The sequence below is a fragment of the Vibrio harveyi genome (genome assembly GCF_030060435.1).
GTDB lineage: Bacteria > Pseudomonadota > Gammaproteobacteria > Enterobacterales > Vibrionaceae > Vibrio > Vibrio harveyi.
In genome coordinates, this window is the sequence record NZ_CP125875.1 from 1498256 (window position 1) to 1520024 (window position 21769).

Annotated in this window: 17 protein-coding genes; 5 read left to right on the forward strand and 12 right to left on the reverse strand. The window is 44.9% G+C overall.

Translation table 11 applies throughout. The annotated features are described in order from the left end of the window. Positions 1 to 373: 373 nt before the first annotated feature. The 4 genes from QMY49_RS07390 to QMY49_RS07405 all read left to right on the forward strand — a co-directional run bounded on the left by QMY49_RS07390 (position 374) and on the right by QMY49_RS07405 (position 4926). Positions 374 to 1684 (forward strand): TolC family outer membrane protein, encoded by a 1311-nt coding sequence (locus QMY49_RS07390; protein ID WP_009696936.1) that lies wholly within the window; start codon positions 374 to 376, stop codon positions 1682 to 1684. A 2-nt stretch (positions 1685 to 1686) separates the two neighbouring features. Then, entirely contained in the window at positions 1687 to 2307 is a 621-nt protein-coding gene (locus QMY49_RS07395; RefSeq protein WP_283313770.1) for an OmpA family protein, read from the forward strand. Between the two features lie 106 nt (positions 2308 to 2413). Then, positions 2414 to 2767, forward strand: coding sequence for a DUF2750 domain-containing protein (locus tag QMY49_RS07400; protein ID WP_005451971.1), 354 nt, complete (start codon positions 2414 to 2416; stop codon positions 2765 to 2767). Between the two features lie 191 nt (positions 2768 to 2958). Beyond that, positions 2959 to 4926: a GGDEF domain-containing protein gene (locus QMY49_RS07405; protein ID WP_283313773.1), complete on the forward strand. Its 1968-nt coding sequence runs from the start codon at positions 2959 to 2961 to the stop codon at positions 4924 to 4926. Here the strand turns inward: QMY49_RS07405 and queC are convergent. Continuing rightward, the gene (gene queC / locus QMY49_RS07410) at positions 4883 to 5581 is read right to left on the reverse strand and encodes a 7-cyano-7-deazaguanine synthase QueC (protein ID WP_029789726.1); all 699 of its coding nucleotides are present in this window, start codon (positions 5579 to 5581) and stop codon (positions 4883 to 4885) included. The genes QMY49_RS07405 and queC overlap by 44 nt on opposite strands. Before the next feature lie 14 nt (positions 5582 to 5595). Further along, positions 5596 to 6246 (reverse strand): 7-carboxy-7-deazaguanine synthase QueE, encoded by a 651-nt coding sequence (gene queE / locus QMY49_RS07415; RefSeq protein WP_017819414.1) that lies wholly within the window; start codon positions 6244 to 6246, stop codon positions 5596 to 5598. Between the two features lie 164 nt (positions 6247 to 6410). Here queE and QMY49_RS07420 point away from each other — a divergent pair, with 164 nt between their 5' ends. Further along, positions 6411 to 7220 (forward strand): Cof-type HAD-IIB family hydrolase, encoded by an 810-nt coding sequence (locus tag QMY49_RS07420; protein WP_017819415.1) that lies wholly within the window; start codon positions 6411 to 6413, stop codon positions 7218 to 7220. A 54-nt stretch (positions 7221 to 7274) separates the two neighbouring features. Here the strand turns inward: QMY49_RS07420 and QMY49_RS07425 are convergent, their stop codons facing one another. The 10 genes from QMY49_RS07425 to QMY49_RS07470 form a co-directional block, all read right to left on the reverse strand. Further along, entirely contained in the window at positions 7275 to 8708 is a 1434-nt protein-coding gene (locus tag QMY49_RS07425; RefSeq protein WP_050937475.1) for a bifunctional NUDIX hydrolase/phosphatase PAP2 family protein, read from the reverse strand. Positions 8709 to 9003: 295 nt separating this feature from the next. Then, the gene (locus QMY49_RS07430; RefSeq protein WP_283313778.1) at positions 9004 to 10548 is read right to left on the reverse strand and encodes a trypsin-like serine protease; all 1545 of its coding nucleotides are present in this window, start codon (positions 10546 to 10548) and stop codon (positions 9004 to 9006) included. A 200-nt stretch (positions 10549 to 10748) separates the two neighbouring features. Beyond that, the gene (locus QMY49_RS07435) at positions 10749 to 11231 is read right to left on the reverse strand and encodes a GNAT family N-acetyltransferase (RefSeq protein ID WP_009696943.1); all 483 of its coding nucleotides are present in this window, start codon (positions 11229 to 11231) and stop codon (positions 10749 to 10751) included. A gap of 160 nt (positions 11232 to 11391) precedes the next feature. Further along, on the reverse strand, positions 11392 to 13272 hold the full coding sequence (locus tag QMY49_RS07440) for a propionyl-CoA synthetase (protein WP_283313782.1): 1881 nt from the start codon (positions 13270 to 13272) through the stop codon (positions 11392 to 11394). A 223-nt stretch (positions 13273 to 13495) separates the two neighbouring features. Then, positions 13496 to 14683, reverse strand: coding sequence for a 2-methylaconitate cis-trans isomerase PrpF (prpF, locus tag QMY49_RS07445; protein ID WP_283313785.1), 1188 nt, complete (start codon positions 14681 to 14683; stop codon positions 13496 to 13498). A 23-nt stretch (positions 14684 to 14706) separates the two neighbouring features. Further along, a complete protein-coding gene (acnD, locus tag QMY49_RS07450) occupies positions 14707 to 17316 on the reverse strand; it encodes a Fe/S-dependent 2-methylisocitrate dehydratase AcnD (protein ID WP_283313788.1) in 2610 nt (869 codons plus the stop codon). A gap of 133 nt (positions 17317 to 17449) precedes the next feature. After that, complete coding sequence (gene prpC / locus QMY49_RS07455) at positions 17450 to 18592, reverse strand: bifunctional 2-methylcitrate synthase/citrate synthase (RefSeq protein ID WP_009704402.1); 1143 nt, start codon at positions 18590 to 18592, stop codon at positions 17450 to 17452. Positions 18593 to 18724: 132 nt separating this feature from the next. Continuing rightward, positions 18725 to 19621 (reverse strand): methylisocitrate lyase, encoded by an 897-nt coding sequence (prpB, locus tag QMY49_RS07460; RefSeq protein ID WP_020197566.1) that lies wholly within the window; start codon positions 19619 to 19621, stop codon positions 18725 to 18727. A gap of 110 nt (positions 19622 to 19731) precedes the next feature. Beyond that, positions 19732 to 20484, reverse strand: coding sequence for a GntR family transcriptional regulator (locus QMY49_RS07465; RefSeq protein WP_049536121.1), 753 nt, complete (start codon positions 20482 to 20484; stop codon positions 19732 to 19734). Positions 20485 to 20761: 277 nt separating this feature from the next. Continuing rightward, positions 20762 to 21652 (reverse strand): hypothetical protein, encoded by an 891-nt coding sequence (locus QMY49_RS07470; RefSeq protein WP_283313797.1) that lies wholly within the window; start codon positions 21650 to 21652, stop codon positions 20762 to 20764. Positions 21653 to 21769 lie beyond the last annotated feature (117 nt).

Sequence of the window (21769 nt, forward strand, 5' to 3'; positions counted from 1 at the left end):
TTTTGACCAATGATACTTATTAGCTATATATTGCCCGAATATATTCCGCAATAACAGCGCATTAACACTTAATTTCAACTTTTGAGTCACATATTACTTATAAAAGTGTATATAGGACCTATTTGGGACTAGATCACAAACATACGGACACCAATTCTGTTTAAACCATTGAAAACATGATCTTTATCCAGAAAATAATTAGAACAACAGCTCATAAAGTGTAAAACTAATTATCCAACATTAATTATAGCAACTAGTCACATAGTTGATTGTTAATAGCATTGTGCGTTAGATTATTGACGCCTATAGAGTTGTCCCTATTTATAAGAACAATTTCTCGCCTTCAGACATGACTAAATCTAGGAGAAACAAAGTGAAGTGGACTCGTGCCAACGCCATATGCTTTGGTGTGCTTGCCGTTAGCCCTGCTTTCGGACAAACACTTGAGCAAGCGGTTGAAAATACACTTATTAGCAACCCAGACATCAAAAGTGCGTTTAATGAATTCGTAAGTAAGCGGTATGTGAATGAAGCCTCGAGCGGTGCTTATCTTCCTTCTGTCGACCTAGATGCAGGCGTCGGATATGAAGGGATAAACCCAGCAGAGAGTAATCGTAAGTCTACTGATTTAACGCGAAAAGAAGCGACAATTACGCTAACCCAGCTTATTTGGGATGGTTCAGCGACGCTTAACGACATTGACCGTACTGCAGCGGATGCTGAATCCGTTCGTTACCAATTATTAGCAGATGCTCAAGATAAAGCATTAGAGGTAGCTAAAGTCTACCTGGATGCCGTTAAAGCCTATGAAGTACTGACGCTTTCTGAAAATAACCTGAAAGTGCATAAGAAAATCTATCAAGATATCAAGAAACGTGTAGATTCAGGTATTGGTTCAACAGCGGACTTAACGCAAGTAGAAGCTCGTTTAGCTAAAGCACACGGTAACTTGGTAGCTGCTCAGAACAATTTGTTTGATACGCACACGATCTTCACACGTCTTGTAGGTCAAGCTCCGCAAGGACTTATCTTCCCTCGCGCAGATCAAAACTTCATTCCTTACACAGTAGATGATGCGATTGATTTGGCATTTAATTCTCACCCAGTGATTAAGATTTCAAAAGCGGATGTTGATTCGGCTAAGTTCCAGTACAAACAGTCTAAAGGTAACTACTACCCAACAGTTTCTGTAGAAGCTTCGCAAACATGGCGTGATGATGCAGCTGGTGTCGAAGGAAACAGTGATGAAACAACAGCGATGCTGCGTATGCGTTACAACCTATACAATGGTGGCAGTGACTCTGCAAATGCCGAAAGTTTCGCCTACCAGTTGAACAAAGCAAAAGACTTACGTGAACGCGCATATCGAAATGTAGAAGAAGGTTTACGCCTTTCTTGGAGCGCACTGGATCTGACACAACAACAGAAACAATTTTTGTCCGATCACGTAGATTCAGCTTCTGAGACAGTTATTGCGTACGAAAAACAATACCGTATTGGTAAACGTACCCTACTTGACTTATTGAACACAGAAAACGAATTGTTTGAAGCTCGCAAAGACTACTTGGATGCGAAGTACGCAGAACAATACGCCAAATACCGTGTGATGAATGCGACTGGTCAACTATTGAATGCGCTTCGCGTTGATGTTCCGACTGAGTGGAATCAGAAGGTGGAGTACTAATTATGCAAGCAGTAAAGATTCTTTTCTCGTTGGGTCTTATCGTCGCAGCAAACCAAGCATTTGCGGAAGACGAGTATGAATACATGCAAACACCAAATGCTCAGCAAATTGCAGACCTACAAGATGACGATGATGATGGTGTGATTAACGCAAGGGACCTTTGTCCTGATACGCCAGCAACGTCAGAGATCGACAATGATGGCTGCGGTGAGTACATAAAGTCGTCTGAACAAATGCAAGTCCGAGTATTGTTCGCCAACGACTCTGATGAAATTAACCCTGTATTCCATCGCCAAATTCGCCAATTGTCTGAGTTTCTCAAAGAATACCCGACAACCTCTATTGAGCTACATGGCTATGCGAGTAAGGTAGGTGGCGCTTCTTATAACTTAGACCTATCAAAACGTCGAGCAAATAAAGTGCGCTCTGCGTTATTAGGTTACGGTATCAAACCAGATCGCGTTCGAATTGTTGGCTATGGCGATACTCACCTTGCTCAACAAGGAACAGACGAAGTGAGCCACGCACTTAACCGTCGTGTAACGGCCTCTGTTGTAGGCTACAAAGGTGAAATTAAAAAAGAGTGGACAATATTTACCACCCTTCCAGAGAACACACTTTAAGGAGCTTCGGCTCCTTTTGTTTTTCAACCTTGTTAAACCGTATTATGCTTTTGGAATCGGCACTTTAGTGTTAACCTACTCGCGTCATAACAATGAGAGTTTTGAAATGAGCAAACTTACATCAGATATCCAAGCAAACCTTGACCTTTTCGTTGCTGAAACTAAAGAAAACCAACTAGTTTGGGGTTTACGCAATGAAGAAGGTTGGCTATCTTGCGATTCAACTGAATTCGAAAACAGCGAAGTCATGCCTTTCTGGTCATCTAAAGAAGATGCGCAGGCACACAACGTTGAAGAATGGGCAGATTTCGAAGTACTAGAAATCCCACTAGATATCTTTGTTGAAGATTGGCTACTAACTCTTGCAGAAGACGGCGTTCTTGTTGGCACAAACTGGAATGCACAGCTAGAAGGTAAAGAGGTTGAACCTCAAGATCTAGCGAAGCTATACGTAGGCTAATTCCCTAGGACCTCAGCACCGTGCTGGGGTCTTCTTTTCTATTACTTACCTTTTCGATGTAAAGCTCGACCGAGCGCATAGTTTTCATCACCCCACTATCTATACCCTTCGGCTTTTGTCACAATGACTCACTCCCAATTGGTATATCATACTGAACAAACAACATAGCAATAACATAAGGTTACATCACTATGCGTACGCTGCTTACTTTGCTTGCGTCTCTCCTATTAGGCAGTCAAGCAAACGCAAGTGACACTCAAAGCATCACTCAATGGCATTCTGTTTATCTAGCTACAATGAAAACAAATTCCAAATCTGCGCTCCACATGCTTCAAGACAGATACCACACTGCCGACTCTAATAGTGAGAAGCTTTACGTCAGTGGTTTGATTTACGAATACATGTCGAATATCAACCAGCCTTACTTTGGTAGCAGTCAGTTTCTGGAAAATCACTTTGCAAAGTTGGAATCAAAGTACATTCAAGCACTGTTAGAACGCAAACAGGGTGACTACGACGCTGCAGTAAACTTGTTCACCTCATTACTGCAAAGTGCTAAACAGCGCGCAGATATAGAAACAAAAGCGTTAATGAACTACCAGCTTTGCTACACCCTCAATCAACAAGGTCAGTACCACAAGGCTAACTTTTTCTGCTCATCGCTTAATAACCACTTAACTAACGACCACAAAGAGAGTATTCCTGCAGATCTTGCGCTGCGTGTAATCGCAAACAACTTCGACTTCCGTGGCGAATACGATATTGCACTTAGCTTGTACCGCCGACTCATTAATGAAATGCCAGCACAAAGCGACCCCACAGGTGTTTATAACGATGTTGGTAATTTGCTGAGTGAACTAGGTCAATTCGAACAATCTGAACAATACCTAATTCAAGCACTACTTGCTCGACAATTAGAAGCCACACCTCTTGAAGTTGCTCAAGTGGAACATAGCTTGGCATCCATGTATTACAAATCTAAAGATTACGAGAAGTCCATCAGTCACTATAAGAATGCGCTAACACTACTCGAAGAACTGAATTACCCATACGGCAAGGGACTAACTTATCTTGGGCTTGGTTCTGCCTACGTCGATTCTGGTGACTTAAAAAGCGCCGTTCCCCATATTAAAAACGCTTTAGAGTTGGGCAAAGAGTACGAAAACGAACGCTTACAAACTGAAAGTCACTTGGCGGCAGGCTTCGCTTACCTAAAACACCGCATGTTGAAAGAAGCACTAGAACATGCGAATGCCGCGTTAGAATTGGCAAACAAGAACTCAACGACCGCGTTGCAATCAAAATCTCAATTGTTACTCTCGCAAATCTTCCAAGAACAGAACGAGTATGAAACAGCTCTATCCCACTACCGCGAGTACGCAACATTGGAGTTAGCAAACCGAGATGCCAACAATGTAAAAGCAATCGAAGCGCTAGACCTAACGAAAAGTGAATATGAATATGAGTTGCAACTCGTAAAAATTGACAACGAACGTAACCTAAAACTGCTTGAGCTTAAAAAGCTTGCCGAGCAACAGCGAGCGTACAACTTTGTAGTATTTGTGTTACTCGCTGTTTTGTTGGTCGCACTCTTTGCTCTACGAAAAATAAAGATGGAATCTCGTTTAGACAAGTTAACAGGCTCCCTGAATCGGAGTTCAATCATCGAGAAAATCCGTTCTCAATCGATCAGCGCGCCAGATGATATGCGCTACGTACTTGCACTATTCGACCTAGACAACTTTAAACTGATTAACGATAAATACGGGCATCCAGTAGGCGACTTAGTCCTAACTCAAGTCTGTAAGTCACTTCAATCTAAACTAAATAAAGGAGAATATTTGGGACGTATTGGAGGAGAAGAGTTTATCTTGTTACTAAAGAATGTGGATGAAATTGATGTGCCATTTCGTGTTCAAAGCCTTCACAAAACCATCTCAGAAAAGCAGATAAAAACAGACGACGGTCATTCGGTCAATGTCACAGCAAGCTTGGCCTATCTCTCTACATCAAAACCACTTAGTAATTTTGATGAGCTGTATTCGATATTAGACCAAGCTTTGTGTCAATCAAAAAGAAATGAGCATGATGCCGTGATTGATGCTTATAACGAGCCTATTGATCTTCCGCTTTCTGCTTTTGAATCAACGACTGCATAACAGTGTCTTTGTTATTCAGGTAATCATCTAAGCCCGCTTTGCGCAGATCGCAAGACGGGCAATCACCACAGCCATCACCAATGATGCCGTTGTAGCAAGTTAAAGTACTTTCACGGACCAGTTGCAACGCATCGTACTGATCTGCCAACGCCCATGTTTCCGCTTTATTTAGCCACATCAGCGGTGTTTTGATGTCGAACTGACGATCCATGCCTTTTACTAAAGCACTGTTCATCGCTTTCACAAAGTCATCACGGCAATCAGGGTAACCACTAAAGTCGGTTTCACACACGCCAGTAATAACGGTTTCAGCACCAATTTGGTATGCATAAATGCCAGCTAGCGTTAGGAACAAAATATTACGACCCGGAACGAATGAATTCGGCAAACCGTTCTCTTGAAGTTCATGAGAAACTGGAATGTCATCACGAGTCAAAGAGCTGATTGCTAGTTCGTTCAGAAGACCTACATCCATGACTTTATGAGCAGCAACACCAAGATCTTTTGCTACTTTTTCCGCAACTTCGATCTCTAACTTATGACGTTGACCATAATCAAATGTGATTGCATGTACTTCATCAAACTCTTTTAACGCTTGAACCAGACATGTTGTAGAGTCCTGTCCACCACTGAAAACAACAACTGCTTTTTTCATCTTTTTCTCCGAGCTTAAGCAATACTTAAGTATTTATGAGTTTGAACTGACAAGCGCCAGTTACGTGCCACGCAAGTATCAATACAAAGCTGTGTTGCTCTTGGCTTTTGGCTAATTGGTTGCAGAGCGATGATGGTTTTTGAGTCTATATCGGCCATCGCAAGCAAGTCATCAAGATGATCGATATCTTTTTGTGTGCCAACAGGATGTTTAATCTCATCTGCGCGCTCCAACGCACTTTTAAGTACAGGCAATTTACCTTTCATCGCGACTTTAGGTGACACGGTCACCCAAGTATTTTCTGAGGTAACAACTTCTGAAGTGCCGCTGGTTTCAATTTGGCACTGGCAACCCATATCTTCAAATGCTGCGGTTAAATCACGCAAATCATAAATGCAGGGTTCACCGCCAGTGATCACAATGTGCTGAGCATTGAAGCCTTGCTTTTTGTATTCCGCTACGATGTCTTGTGCTGATGCGAAACACCATGTTGGGGAGTCCTCTGTTTTCACCAAGATATCGCCAATCTGGCGTTGGTCTTTCTCTTCTGCGTACCAAGTTTGCTTTGTATCGCACCAAGAGCATCCTACCGGACATTCTTGCAAACGCACGAAAACTGCTGGCACACCAGTGAAAACCCCTTCCCCTTGGATGGTTTCAAACATCTCATTTAGCTTATACAACGTAGAACTCACTCAACTCATAATACTTCGAGGCGAAGACCTTAATGGAGAGGCGCACTCAGGTCAATTTAAACCAAAAATAAATTGTTAAAATAGGTCTTTTTGTAGTTTCATACACGAGTTCCCAATTTTTAAGGTAAGTAAAGATGTACAAACTGATCGCCCTAGATATGGACGGTACGTTGTTAAACAGCGACAAAGTAATTTCAGAAGAGAACAAGCAAGCCATCACTAAGGCTCGTGAAGCAGGTGTGACCGTTGTACTTGCATCAGGTCGCCCTCTTGAGGGTATGCAAGACAAATTGGATGAGTTAAACATCAACTCTGATAAAGACTTTGTACTGTATTACAACGGCTCTATGGTGAAGAACATTGGCACCAATGAAATCATCCACCAGCAAATCATCGATGGCAAAGCAGCAAAGAAAATCGCTCGCAAAGCAAAAGAACTTGGGGCGTACGTTCATGCATTCAGTCAAGAATACGGTTTAATTACTGAAGAAAACAACCCATACACTGATATCGAGGCAAAAATTAATGGTCTTGATGTCACTGAAATGAACTTCGAGTCACTTTCTGATGATCACGCCATCATCAAAGCGATGATGGTTGCAGAGCCAAGCAAACTTACCGAAGTGATAGCAGCGCTACCGTCAGATCTAAGAGAAGAATTCACCGTAGTACAAAGCGCACCGTTCTTCTTAGAGTTTTTGAATCCATCAAGTAATAAAGGCATCGGTGTTTCAGCAATCGCAGAATACTTAGGCATCAAAGCTGAAGAAGTGATTTGTATGGGCGATGCCGAGAACGACCATCACATGCTTCAATATGCGGGTCTTGGTATTGCAATGGCAAACGCGATGGAAGAGACAAAAGAAATCGCAGACTACATCGCTGAGAGCAACGATGAACACGGCGTAGCAAAGTCTATTGAGAAATTCGTTTTGAACGCTTAACAAATCTGAAGTAAACGCCAATTAAAAAACCTCGCTATTAAGCGAGGTTTTTTATTACTCTGCGTGCTTGTTTTTACACGTTAGTTTTCTCGCTAACACAATAAATGTCAGCATCAATAGAGGATAATGGAAGGTGCTAAACACCAAAGACCAAAATCCGCTAAATGAAACCGTTGTGCTCAAGTAAAGATACAATTGCTCAACCAGCAATAACGCTAGAATCACAAACAACATCTGTTGACGGTCAAAACGTATTTCTGACTCTTTGAAGGTCATCACCAGCGCTGACGCAGTAATCAGAATCGCTAACCAGCTAGTAAATACGGGCAACGGCCAAATGACAGAAATCACTGCGGTAATCGCAGTCATCGTAAACCAAACACTTTTTGAACTCAGTAACTTGTCTACGTCCACATCGGGGTTGCCTTCGAGTCGGAGCACATGCCATGCAACCAAAGAACCCAACAAAGCACCAATCAACATATCTAGGATAAATGCAGTACCAAGGAAGAACTTACAAGCTAGTACGGTCAAAGTCACAAGGGCAACAAGCAACGTGATTCGGTTTAGACCAAAGGTATTTGTTCTTTGGAACATAAACGTCATCACACAAAACCACACCGCTACCGGCAAACTTGGAAAACTAAAGCCAAAGCTTTGAGTTAACTCTGCCATTGGTACATATACATGCGGTCTTGGTAGTGAGAACCCCTGTTGAGCCACGAGAGTCATCAACGAAGTTGCGGTAACAGCAAAGAACAGCCGATATACAAAACGACTATCGAAACGCATCATCACGAATGGAAACAAGAACAACAAAAATGTTGGATTGCTCAAACTCGTAATTAGGTCTGCGATTTCACACGCCGTATTACGACTACTCGATGAAAACGAACCTACCCAACTCTGTAGATCCATCATCCAAGACAACTCCAGTTGACGGAAATTGGGCGCTGACTCAATTAACTGTTCAACATAAACGACAGGTTGTTCAGTCGCTCTAGTGTAGAACTCGCCTACATCTTTCCACTGCTCAGGATAACGGTACAAAGAGGCTGACATGTTACTCGGGCTCACTAGCATCGCAGAAGCGACTTCAACGCCATAATGAGGAGCAAACCAGATAGGTAACTCATTACCATCAATTTTATTGGTCATCGAAAACGCAATTACGTCTGAATCCGATACACAATCAAAGAAAACAGCAGTATCTGTTCTACCTAACTCTTCACCAACAGTAACAACTAAACCGGTTTCTTCCCACGTTTCTCTCTGCGCAGCAAGTTTAGGCGATTCACCTTGAATAATTGTGCCACCAGGAAGGGAAATTTTATTCGTTAATATCTCGTGGATTAATACTAATTTGTTATCTGCGCGAACAACACAAAGCGCCCCTTTCACATCTTCTGGAAGAGGATTCGCGGCAGACAAAGGAGAAACAAACAGTGAAATGGAATACAGGATGAGAAAAAACAACTGTCTCAGCACAAAATACAACCTTTAAAAGAGAGAAGAATCACACCGTCATGATGGCAGGGTTGCCAATATTTTTCGACATAAATTAAGTAACCAGTTGTACATTTGGCGAACATGTCAAAAAAGACTTAATGATAATTTTCAAAATAATTCTGACAGAAATCAGACATAACTCGAAACATTGGCTGCAATTTTGCCAGTTATATTAATTTAACGTCAGGGTAATTTATGTGGATTTTACGCGTTCTCAGAATTGAAACAATAGAAGAGAGTTTATTATCAGTGAGAAATAAACTCTCTTAAACGATTACAGCTTCAACCATGCATCTGTCCATGCATAGCCTATTCCCGGCTCATAAGCACTTGGAGTTGAGCCACACCATAAACTGTTCGGCCATGGCTTACATTGGTAACTTGCACCACGATTTGTCACCACATCACCCGCTGTGTAATTAGTCCCAGCTTGATAGGCACCACCAGAAGACGGAGGTGTTGGTTTAGTCGGTGGCTCTACCGGAGGTGTTGTTCCTGAACAATCTGACGCCCCTACAGCCTGCCACACTCCCCAAAGACCAGATTCTGAAGGGTTATCACCTTGCGTCCACCATTGGGCTTGCCATATTTGACCAGCCCACGACACGGTTTCTCCAGTGTTGTAAACCGCACTAACTTGCCATTCATTTTCACAACTACCAGATGGCGGTGTTGTTGAACTCACTGCCGATGCTATTACGACTGCTTGATATGAGGTGCTGGTTTTATCAATACCAAAGTTCAGCGTAACGCTCGCGTCACCTGCTTGAGAAGCGCCAAACTCAACGTCAACAACACATGAGCTTCTTGCACTAAGGGTCGATTGTGCACATTGGTCTCTGGTGATCATCGCAGATTTCGTGACACCAGAACTTTGCAGTTCCACACTTTCGACAGTAAACGCAACATTACCGATATTTTGAATACTGAAACTGTGTTGCTTCAGCTCGCCCACTTTAAAAGAACTCAAAGTCTGATTTGCGGTGTAACCAACAGAAACATTATCTGTCGGAGGCATTGTCGTACCTAAAACGCCATCAACAAAACTGCGCAACGCCGCAATGTCGCTATACACACCGTACTTACCCGGTCGGGCACAACCTATGCCCCAACTTACGATACCAAGTTGAGTCACAACGCCGTTATTATTCACAACGATGGGACCACCACTGTCTCCCTGACAAGAATCAATGCCACCTTGAGGTACTCCCGCACAAAACGAAACAGCCCCAACTGTTGTGTAGTTCCCACCAGCTTGACGGCACATTGCATCAGACACCAGAGGCACATCCACTTCTTGTAGAGCGGCTGGTGAACTGCCCCCCTCCGAAGTTCGGCCTAGTCCAGCGACAGTTAACCAATCACCGACGCCTGCATATTGCGAGACACTGCCTGATGCGATATCCACTTTCGTAACACCTTGAGGCTTTGAAGAGAGTTTTAACAGAGCGATATCATGAGACAAAGTAGAACGATTATAGGAAGGATGTACGTAGATTTGGCTGACATTAGAGCGAACACCATCAGTACCATTATAAATCACACCACCAATTTTGACGGCAATTTGATTAGGAGCATCGCCATCAACACAGTGAGCAGCCGTGAGAACATAGCCATCCCCAATATAACTCGCCCCGCAGAAAGAACGATTACCATTGCGGCTGACTATCTGCGTATAAAATTTCCAGCCATTGGGGTTTGCCGTGATACCACCCACGATATCCGGCTGAATTTCATTGTTTTGTGTTTGCGTGACTTGATCTGCACTTGCCAACATTGGCAATAACGCCGTTGCAAGTAAGGTTTTTGATAGATTCAATGTTATTTTCCTCTTGTTTTATGAGGCACTATTCATGTGCCACTTACAAAACAAGCAAACAAAAACAACATCACCAATTTGGATGAGAATGAGTCGCCGCACATTGCGACGAGACTAATAGTAAATACTGACCATTAGACTCAACTTTTGCACCATCAGATTACATAAGTCACTAAGTTACCGTCTTAGCTACGCATTAATTAACGTTCAGATAACGACTTTCTTAACCAATGAATATGATGCCCAAAACCTTGGTTCTTATAGAGAGAAATCGCTGTCTGGTTAAAGTCCCAAACCTCAACAAACATCTGTTTCACTCCGTAATCAACGAATGTCGCCTCTATCTTTTCAATCAAAGCCTTCGCGGTACCTTGCTTACGATATTCGGGTAAGACGTATAGCTCATCAACGCTTCCCATCATGACAGGTTTACTAACCGTAGAAATAAGCTCGCAGAAATGCCCAGATACAAAGCCGACGATCTCACCCTCTACTCTAGCGACATACACCAAACATTCAGGATTATCGAGATAGCGAGCAATACTCTTTTCTTGTTCGATTTCTTCTGCGGTTTTAAACAGCTCTGGAGATTGGATATGGTGCTCATCATGCAGTTCGAACATCAAATCATTGAGTTGTTCAAGATCGTCAAAAAGCGCTGGTTTGATTACAAAAGTAGACATAGGAAAAGAAGCCAAAAACAGGAATCCATATAGTGTGTGTTTAAACACGAGATTAGGCAAGCAGGAATGCAAAAGCCTCTTGCCGACAAAGCAAGAGGCTTCGATATTTACGATTGGTCGCAGCTAATCTAAGATCGTGCTTAATTAAAATCGTACTTAACTAGCCACGTTTAAGCACTCGTTCGATTTCGCCTAAACTGGATGGATCATCAATGGTTGATGGCACCACGTATTGCTCACCATCGGCTATTTGACGAATGGTTCTTCGCAAAATTTTGCCTGAGCGTGTCTTTGGTAAACGATCGACAACCAGCGCATGTTTAAAGCAAGCCACAGCACCAATCTCGTTGCGCACTTTACCCACCAGCTCACCTTCTAGCGTTAGATCATCAATCTTCACACCATCTTTAAGAACCACGAAACCAAGCGGTAGCTGACCCTTTAACTCATCGTGGATACCGACTACCGCACACTCTGCAATCGCAGGGTGACCACCAACGATTTCTTCCATCTCGCCAGTAGACAGACGGTGACCTGCGACGTTAATTACGTCATCAATACGACCCATGATAAACAGGTAACCATCTTCATCTAGGTAACCGCCATCTCCCGATACGTAGTAACCCGGAAGTTGACTTAGATAACCGGTCTCAAAGCGGTCGTGGTTGCGCCAGACAGTCGGTAAACAGCTTGGTGGTAATGGGCGCTTCAAAGCCACAAAACCTTGCTGATTTGCGCCCACTGGCATGCCCATTTCGTTGAGAATCTCGACCTGATAGCCAGGAATCGGCTTGGTAGCAGAGCCCGCTTTTACTGGCATTACCTCAATACCAGTCGGATTGCCCGCGATAGCCCATCCAGTCTCTGTTTGCCACCAGTGGTCAATGACCGGCTTATCCGCTTTGCTTAATACCCATTCTAGGGTTGGTGGGTCAAGGCGTTCGCCTGCCATAAAGATAGAGTCGAGGTTGGACAAGTCGTATTGCTTGATGAACTCGCCTTCTGGGTCTTCTTTCTTAATTGCACGGAAAGCGGTTGGCGCGGAGAAAAGCACGTCCACTTTGTATTCGTCACAAACACGCCAGAATGCACCCGGGTCAGGTGTTCTCACCGGTTTGCCTTCAAACAAAATAGTGGTACAGCCATGAATCAGCGGAGCGTACACAATATAAGAATGACCAACGACCCACCCTACATCCGATGCAGCCCAGAACACACCATCTTGAGGGATGTTATAAATCGACGTCATCGAATATTTCATCGCCACGGCATGACCACCATTATCACGCACCACGCCTTTTGGTTTCCCTGTTGTGCCAGAGGTATACAAAATATAAAGAGGATCTGTCGCAAGCACGGGGACACACGCATGAGGCAAAGCTTGCGCGTATTCTTGCAGCCAATCTAAATCACGCTCAAGGTTAAGCTCCGCTTCGCACTGTGGGCGTTGAAGAACAAAGACTTTCTCAGGCTTCCAACGGCTGTCCATAATGGCTTTATCAACCATTGGTTTGTACGGGATCACCTTGTTAATTTCGATGCCACAAGACGCCGTCATGATGACTTTGGGTTCTGCGTCTTCAATTCGAACGGCAAGCTCATTCGGGGCAAAACCGCCAAACACCACCGAGTGAATCGCACCCAATCGAGCACAAGCCAGCATCGCCATCGCCGCTTCTGGGATCATCGGCATGTAGACGACCACACGATCGCCTTTGGTTACGCCTTGATTAGAAAGCATGCCCGCGATTTTTGCCACTTGGTCGCGCAGAGCTTGATAGCTGTAAGTTTGTTTTTGACCCGTCACTGGCGAATCATAAATCAGTGCGGTTTTATCCCCCCTTCCTTGCTCGCAATGATAATCCAAGGCGAGCCATGATGTGTTCAATACGCCATCAGGAAACCAACGTTCAATCCCATGTTCGTCAGCTTGCAAGATGGTATTTGGCGCTTCAAACCAATCGATGTTTTCAGCTTGAGCACGCCAAAAGTTTTCCGGTTCATTTTGTGCCCAAAGGTATTCTTTTTGATATGCAGACATATTGCTTCCTCCAGTATGTCCTGACATTGCTTTTTAATACCAATCGCATTAATTAGATGTTCAGAAGATTACGTAGGTAAAACCGCTTAGAACAAGGCAAAGATTGCAGCTAGCTAGTTGCTCTACCTACAAGATCTTTAACGAAGTTATCAGCGGTTTTAACAAGCAAGAATCATCAAATAATTGATGTGGTTGGTACAAGTATCACTACCATGCAATTGTGTTATTCAAAGACATTGGAGGGAACACGCACAAAGCCCTCCATCAGTATTCTTGCGCTGCGGCTCATGATGGCTTTCTCAACCACCCAACCTTGTTCTGTTTGTTTGGCTTTTGCCCCCACCTTAAGTGTTCCTGATGGATGCCCAAACGTCACAGATTCTTTCTCTCCGCCGCCAGCCGCTAGGTTGACTAGAGTACCCGGGACGCATGCCGCCGAGGCAATGGCGACCGCTGCGGTTCCCATCATGGCGTGGTGAAGTTTGCCCATAGATAAAGCTCGGACGAGAATATCGACCTCACCTGCTTCTACGGTGTTACCACTCGACGATAAATAGGATTTAGGCTGGGAAACAAACGCAATCTTAGGCGTGTGTTGACGTGTTTGAGCCTCTTCGAGCGAATCAATCAGCCCCATTTTTAGCGCGCCATGAGCACGAATGGACTCAAACCTCGCGAGCGCAAACTCATCGTTATTGATGTCATCTTGAAGCTCAGTGCCTTGGTAGCCGAGCGCTTCTGCGTCAATGAAGATCGTCGGTATGCCTGCGTTAATGAAGGTTGCGTTGAATGTCCCAACATCTGGCACGACCAAATCGTCTACTAGATTGCCGGTTGGAAACATGCTACTTTCGCCATCAGCAGGGTCGACGAAATCAACTTGGATTTCAGCCGCTGGAAACGTCACACCATCAAGCTCAAACTCCCCTGTTTCTTGAACGAAACCATTAACGATTGGTACATGAATCAAAATGGTTTTTCCAATATTTACCTGCCATACGCGAACAGTAACGATGCCGTTTTCGGGAATACGATCTTCATCGTTCAACCCTGCATGAATGGCGAAAGGTCCGACTGCAGCAGAAAGGTTGCCACAGTTACCACTCCAATCGACAAATGGCTTATCTATCGATACTTGTCCGAACAGGTAATCAACGTCGTGATCGACTCGCTCACTGCGCGACACAATCACAGTTTTACTGGTGCTGGAAGTGGCGCCACCCATGCCATCAATTTGTTTGGCGTACGGGTCAGGGCTACCAATCACACGAAGTAGCAGATTGTCTCTTGCCTTACCTGCGACTTGCGCTGGCTGTGGCAAGTCTTCAAGGTTGAAGAACACTCCTTTGCTCGTACCGCCGCGCATGTAAGTCGCCGGGACTTTGATTTGGCTTTGCATCTTGCTATCCATATCTTGCTCCGTTATTGCGCTATCTATTGCGAGAGGAAATCTTCAGCAAAGCGTTGTAACACACCACCCGCTTTGTACACGTGAACTTCATCTTCGGTATCTAGTCGACAAGTCACCGGCACATCAACCTTGTCGCCATTAGTTCGGGTAATCACCAACGCCAAATCCGCACCTGGAGTGATATCGCCGATAACGTCATAAAGTTCAGTGCCATCTAATTCGAGCGTCTTTCGGTTCACGCCATCTTTAAATTGCAGAGGAAGTACGCCCATGCCAACTAAATTGGTACGGTGAATGCGCTCAAAACCTTCCGCGACAATCGCTTCTACACCCGCCAAGCGAACGCCTTTCGCCGCCCAATCTCGCGACGATCCTTGACCATAATCCGCACCCGCGACCACAATAAGCGGCTGCTTGCGATTCATGTAAGTCTCAATCGCCTCCCACATGCGTGTCACTTTGCCTTCAGGTTCGACTCTCGCTAACGATCCTTGCACGACTTCGCCATTTTCCTTGACCATTTCGTTGAACAGTTTTGGATTAGCGAAAGTGGCGCGCTGCGCGGTTAAGTGATCGCCTCGGTGAGTCGCGTATGAGTTGAAATCTTCTTCTGGCACGCCCATCTTCGCGAGGTATTCGCCTGCGGCGCTACTTGCCAAAATTGCGTTCGATGGCGACAAATGGTCGGTCGTAATGTTATCGCCTAGAACGGCAAGAGGACGCATTGAAGACAGAGTTCGCTCACCAGCCAGTGCTCCCTCCCCCTCTTTTTGCCAGTAGGGAGGTCTTCGGATATACGTACTCATCGGGCGCCAATCGTAGAGCGGATTCGGGTTACGAGCCTCATCATTCAGTTTGAACATTTGAATATAAACTTGATTAAATTGCTCTGGCTTAACGTACTCACCCACCACAGCATCAATTTCTTCATCCGTTGGCCACAAGTCATTGAGATAAACCGGCTTGCCGTCTTTATCTGTACCTAAAGAATCACGTTCGATATCAAAACGAATCGTACCAGCTAACGCGTAAGCAACGACCAAAGGTGGTGATGCTAAGAATGCTTGTTTTGCGTAAGGATGAATTCGACCATCAAAGTTGCGATTCCCAGAAAGTACTGCCGTTGAATACAGATCTCGGTCGATGATCTCTTGTTGGATTTTCGGGTCAAGTGCACCACTCATACCGTTACAGGTTGTACACGCATAAGCCACGATACCAAAACCAAGCTTCTCCAATTCAGGGAGTAAGCCAGATTCTTCAAGGTAGAGTCGAGCAACTTTAGAACCCGGAGCAAATGAAGACTTCACCCAAGGTTTGCGCACCAATCCAAGCTCATTCGCTTTCTTAGCGACCAGACCTGCTGCCACAACGTTTCTTGGGTTACTGGTATTGGTACAAGAAGTAATCGCCGCGATGATCACCGCGCCATCTGGAAGCTCGCCTTCCTTCTCTTGCCACTCGCCAGACACACCACGTTCAGCAAGCTCTGAGGTGGGTAAACGACGATGAGGATTAGATGGACCTGCCAAATTGCGCCCGACTTGGGACAAATCAAACTCAAGCACGCGTTCGTAAACCGCCGTGTCTAAATCATCCGCCCACAGACCGGTTTGCTTGGCGTACTTCTCTACCAAGTCGACCTGTTGATCATCGCGCCCTGTCAGTTTGAGGTAATTAATGGTCTGCTCATCAATGTAGAACATCCCAGCGGTTGCGCCGTATTCTGGCGTCATGTTTGAGATGGTCGCGCGGTCGCCGATGGTTAGGTCTCGCGCCCCTTCGCCAAAGAACTCGAGATAGGATGAAACCACACGTTCATTGCGCAGGAACTCGGTAATCGCCAACACGATATCGGTAGCGGTAATACCCGGTTGACGCTTACCAGTCAGCTTCACGCCAACAATGTCTGGTAGACGCATCATCGACGGGCGACCAAGCATAACCGTCTCCGCCTCTAAACCGCCGACACCAATCGCAATCACGCCAAGAGAATCAACGTGAGGTGTGTGACTGTCCGTGCCTACACAGGTATCGGGATAAGCAATGCCTTGCTTAACTTGCACAACTGGAGACATCTTCTCCAAGTTGATTTGGTGCATGATGCCGTTACCCGCAGGAATAACGCTGACATTCTCAAACGCCGTTTTACACCATTCAATAAAGTGGAATCGGTCTTCGTTTCTGCGCTCTTCTATCGCGCGGTTTTTCTCAAACGCCTCAGGGTCAAAGCCTGCGTGTTCAACTGCCAGTGAATGGTCAACGATCAATTGCGTTTCAACCACAGGGTTTACTTTCGCTGGGTCACCGCCTTGTTCGGCAATCGCATCACGCAAACCAGCAAGGTCGACTAATGCAGTTTGTCCAAGGATGTCATGACAAACCACACGCGCCGGATACCAAGGAAAATCAAGATCACGCTTGCGTTCTATTAACTGTTTTAGGCTATCAGTGAGCGTATTCGGGTCACAGCGGCGAACCAACTGCTCAGCTAAAACGCGCGAGGTGTATGGGAGCTTTTCATACGCTCCAGGAGAAATATCGTTAATTGCTTCTCGGGTATCAAAATAATCGAGTTGGGTTCCCGGGAGCGGCTTACGATATTGAGTATTTATGTTTGTGATGATGCTCATGGGCTTGCTTCCGCTTTAGTGTACATCTTGTGCCTGAACGCACCGCGATACTGTTTTTGAAATGGATTCGCGGTGAAAGAGACGCCTCTTTGTGAATGTCATCAAGACGAAACTCACAAAAAGGCGTCACGCGCTAGCGTTGTTCGATTGGCACCCAGTCTTGATGATCCGGTCCGGTATAATCCGCACTTGGGCGAATGATTCGGTTGTTCGCACGTTGTTCATAGACGTGTGCTGCCCAACCTGTCAGTCGGCTCATCACAAAGATTGGCGTAAACAATTTGGTCGGAATGTCCATGAAGTGGTAAGCCGAAGCATGGAAGAAGTCGGCATTACAGAACAGACCTTTCTCACGCTTCATGACGGATTCCACGCGCTCAGAAACCGCGTAAAGATGTGTGTCACCCACCTCTTTCGATAACGCTTCTGACCAACGCTTGATCAGTGCATTACGAGGATCACTTTCGCGATAAATCGCATGCCCAAAGCCCATGATTTTGTCTTTGTTCTCTAGCATTTGCAGAATATTGGCTTCTGCCTCATCTGGCGTTTGCCAATCTTGAATCATCTCCATCGCCGCTTCGTTTGCACCGCCATGAAGTGGACCACGCAACGTACCGATAGCAGCCGTAATACAAGAATGAAGATCAGAAAGCGTCGAGGCACACACGCGCGCCGCAAATGTCGAGGCATTAAACTCATGCTCTGCATAAAGAATCAAAGAACAGTGCATCACCTTTTTGTGCGTTTCACTTGGTGCTTTATCAGTAAGCAGTTTCAGGAAGTAGCCGCCAATGCAGTCTTCGCTGTTATCGTGAGTTTTGATTCGCACGCCATCGTGGCTGAAGCGATACCAGTAACAGATGATCGCAGGGAAAAGCGCCAGCATTCGCTCAGTAGCATGGAGCTGTTGCTCAAAGTCCATTTCTTGCTCTAAGTTACCCAGCATAGAGCAACCTGTGCGCATAACATCCATCGGGTGAGCATCAGCAGGGATCAGCTCTAACGCTTGCTTAAGCTCCGCTGGTAAGCCACGCAAGCTCAATAGATGTGTCTTGTACGCGTCTAGCTCTTGTTGATTAGGTAAGTGACCGCGTAACAGCAAATGCGCCACTTCTTCAAATTGAGCATGATTTGCCAAGTCCGTAATATCGTAACCACGATACGTTAGACCCGTCCCCGTTTTACCGACAGTGCATAAAGCTGTGCTTCCAGCGCTTTGACCGCGTAGACCTGCGCCACCTATCTCAGCTTTCTTTTCTACAGAATGAGGCATTGTTGAACTCCTTTTCTGTCTGATTTGGCTCTCTTAATGGGCTCTTTTGAATCAGACAATTTTCACGTTATTGGATTAGAGATTCCGTTTATCTATCTTTTTCTTGGGCTTCCGTTTGTTTCTTCGTTGACCTTATTTACCCTCCGAGAACAGCTTGTCTAACTTATTCTCGTAGTCGTGGTAATTAAGGTGCTCATACAGCTCTTTTCGTGTCTGCATTGAATCAAGCAACGCTTCTTGGTTGCCAACTTCAAGCAAGTGTTTGTAAACCATCTCAGCCGCTTTGTTCATCGCACGGAATGCACTCAGTGGGTACAAAACCATGTCCACTTTGGATTGAGCTAACTCTTCACAGCCGTACAATGGCGTTTGTCCAAACTCAGTAATGTTGGCAAGAATTGGAACGTGCTTCCCTGTCGCGTCTTCGAGCGCTGCCGAGAACTGTTGATATTGGTCGAGCTGATTCATTGCTTCTGGGAAGATCATATCTGCGCCCGCTTCCACACATGCAATCGCACGTTCAATCGCACTGTCCATGCCTTCAACCGCTAACGCATCAGTACGAGCCATAATGACAAAGCTCTCATCATTACGTGCATCCACCGCCGCTTTCACTCGATCAACCATTTCTTGTTGGCTAACAATCGCTTTGTTTGGGCGATGACCACAACGCTTCTGCGCCACTTGGTCTTCCATGTGCACCGCCGCCGCACCCGCTTTTTCCATCGCTTTAATGGTGCGAGCAATATTAAATGCACCACCAAAACCGGTATCGATATCAACCAGTAACGGCAAATCACACGCGTTGGTGATGCGGTCTACATCCACCAAAACATCGTTCAGTGTCGTAATGCCAAGATCTGGCAAACCGTAAGATGCGTTAGCGATACCGCCACCCGACAAATAGATAGCTTGGTGACCCAAGTTTTTCGCCATCATGGCGCAGTATGGGTTAATGGTGCCGACGATCTGCAGTGGGTTGTTTTGCTCAATGGCGAGTCTGAACTTCGCCCCCGGAGATAAGCTCATGACAATTTCCTTCTAGTCTTGTTTTACCCTTCATACTTGAAGCTGCAGCTTTGTTAACTGCGCCAATTCACCGGATCGCCGGCCGCCAAAATTACATAGCGCACCTATGCTCATAGGGCTGAATTGTCTTGTTGCCGCGCCGCAACTCCAATTATTTTGGGTAAAGTTTTGGAATCTGAAATCTGTAATTCGATTAGTTTTCGGCTGCCTGAGATGTGCCTTCTCATCAGCATTTCTGCGAGTTCTTCATCACGGTTGCGAATCGCTTGCAGAATGAATTTGTGCTCGTTGAGTGCTTCGTTAGGACGAGATTGCGCACGTGGCGATTGGTAACGATACATGCGCAGTAAGTGATACAACTCGTCACAAAGCAAAGAGATTAGCTTGCTGTTTCGGCTCGCTTGAATGATTCGATAGTGGAAATCGAAGTCACCATGCTGGTGGAAGTAAGACGATCCTTCGACTTCGTCAATATGTTTGGAATGTGTCGACAATAGCATTTCCAAACTGAGCAACTCTTCTTGAGTGATATAGCGAGCCGCTAGCCTTGCCGCCATGCCCTCTAATGCTTCGCGGACGGAATACAATTCGATGAGTTTTTCTGGAGAGAAAGTGATAACACGAGCGCCAACATGCGGAATGCGCTCAATCAACCCAAGCCCTTCAAGACGCATCATGGCTTCACGTAGAGGACCTCTACTCACTTGATATTTCTTGGCTAATTCAGGCTCTGAGATTTTACTGCCCGGTTCAATTTCACCACTCACAATCGCTTCCACTAACGATTCGGTCAGCGATTCAGATTTAGTGTGCTCTTTTTCAGAGACAATCACTTTATGACGAGTTTTCAATTCTGTATTCATATTCAAGGCACTCGTATTTAGAAATCAAAGTGTCAACAATTTGTTAACTTGAATATAAAATAGACGATCAGATTGTCGACAATCAAGCAAATTGTCGACAATTTAGACTAAGGTATAGTGTTATTGAGTGATTTATGTATGAAAAAACATTCAGTTCGATAAGAGCAAGCTGAAATTGTCGACAATAAAAACTCATTAAATTCAGCAAGTAAAAAGAATTAGGGAGCACAACAGCTCCCTACTTGGGTTTAATTTGCTAACGAACGGTCAGATTTGCCTAGTTGACCAGCTTGTAGGTTAAGTCTTTTTCATCCAACAAACCGGATTCAACGAGGTTTCTCTCCAACATCATATCTTGCAGTTGTTTCAGCGAATTGATGTTGCCGTAACTGCGGCGGATCTGGTCAAACGCCTCTTCCAGCTGCGGTAAGTTTTGTGCATTCATCTGATCAGTAGTCGCTTCAGAAGCCGCCAAGAACCACTCCACATCCTTGGTGATTTCTTGCACTTGAATCAGGCTTTCACGCAATTTCGCTTGGTAATGCTCGACCTCTTTGATGGCAGAAAAGAACTTCGTCCATGCTTGCATGTTGTCGATAGCGGATGTGGAAGACATGGTGGTTTTGTTGAGCTTCACACGGGATTCATTGATCGCCTCTTTAAGCTTGAATAAACGCAAACTGAGCTCATCAGAACGCTTTGGTAACAACTTCACCTCGTACTTCACTAGCTTACGAATCGCATGAATGTGTTCATCACGCTTACGAGCAGAAAGCGCCAAGAACTCGTGATCGACTTTTCCTACCGAGTTAGTTTTGAGTTGTTTACGAGCAGATTCAATTTTTTTATTAAGAAGAGATTTTACGCCTTTCTTTGAACCCTCTTCCCATGCTTTACGAGAAGCGGCTTTTAACGCTGCACCACCTGCAACTTCCAACAGGGCTGCACCTTCTTTCGAGCCGGGAAGTGGGATCATCCCGATACCAGTCCTTACCCCTTTTTGCGCAATATCCATCGCAACCATTTTCTTGTCACGTTTCACCCAGTTCTTTGCAGATTGGTATTTATTACCGAATTTTCTCGCCCAACTTTTGTGATATGACTTACTGTCCTTTTCTACATTTTGCAAAAATTCTTTCGCCATCTTTTTTGCATTTTGACTCGCCATAAAGAACTCCTTTTCTTTTAATAAATCGAATAGCGAATAAGATCTAATACTGCTATTTTTTGAGTAATTTGATTAATAATAGTATTTATATTTCAAATTTTTATTATTGAAAAGTTC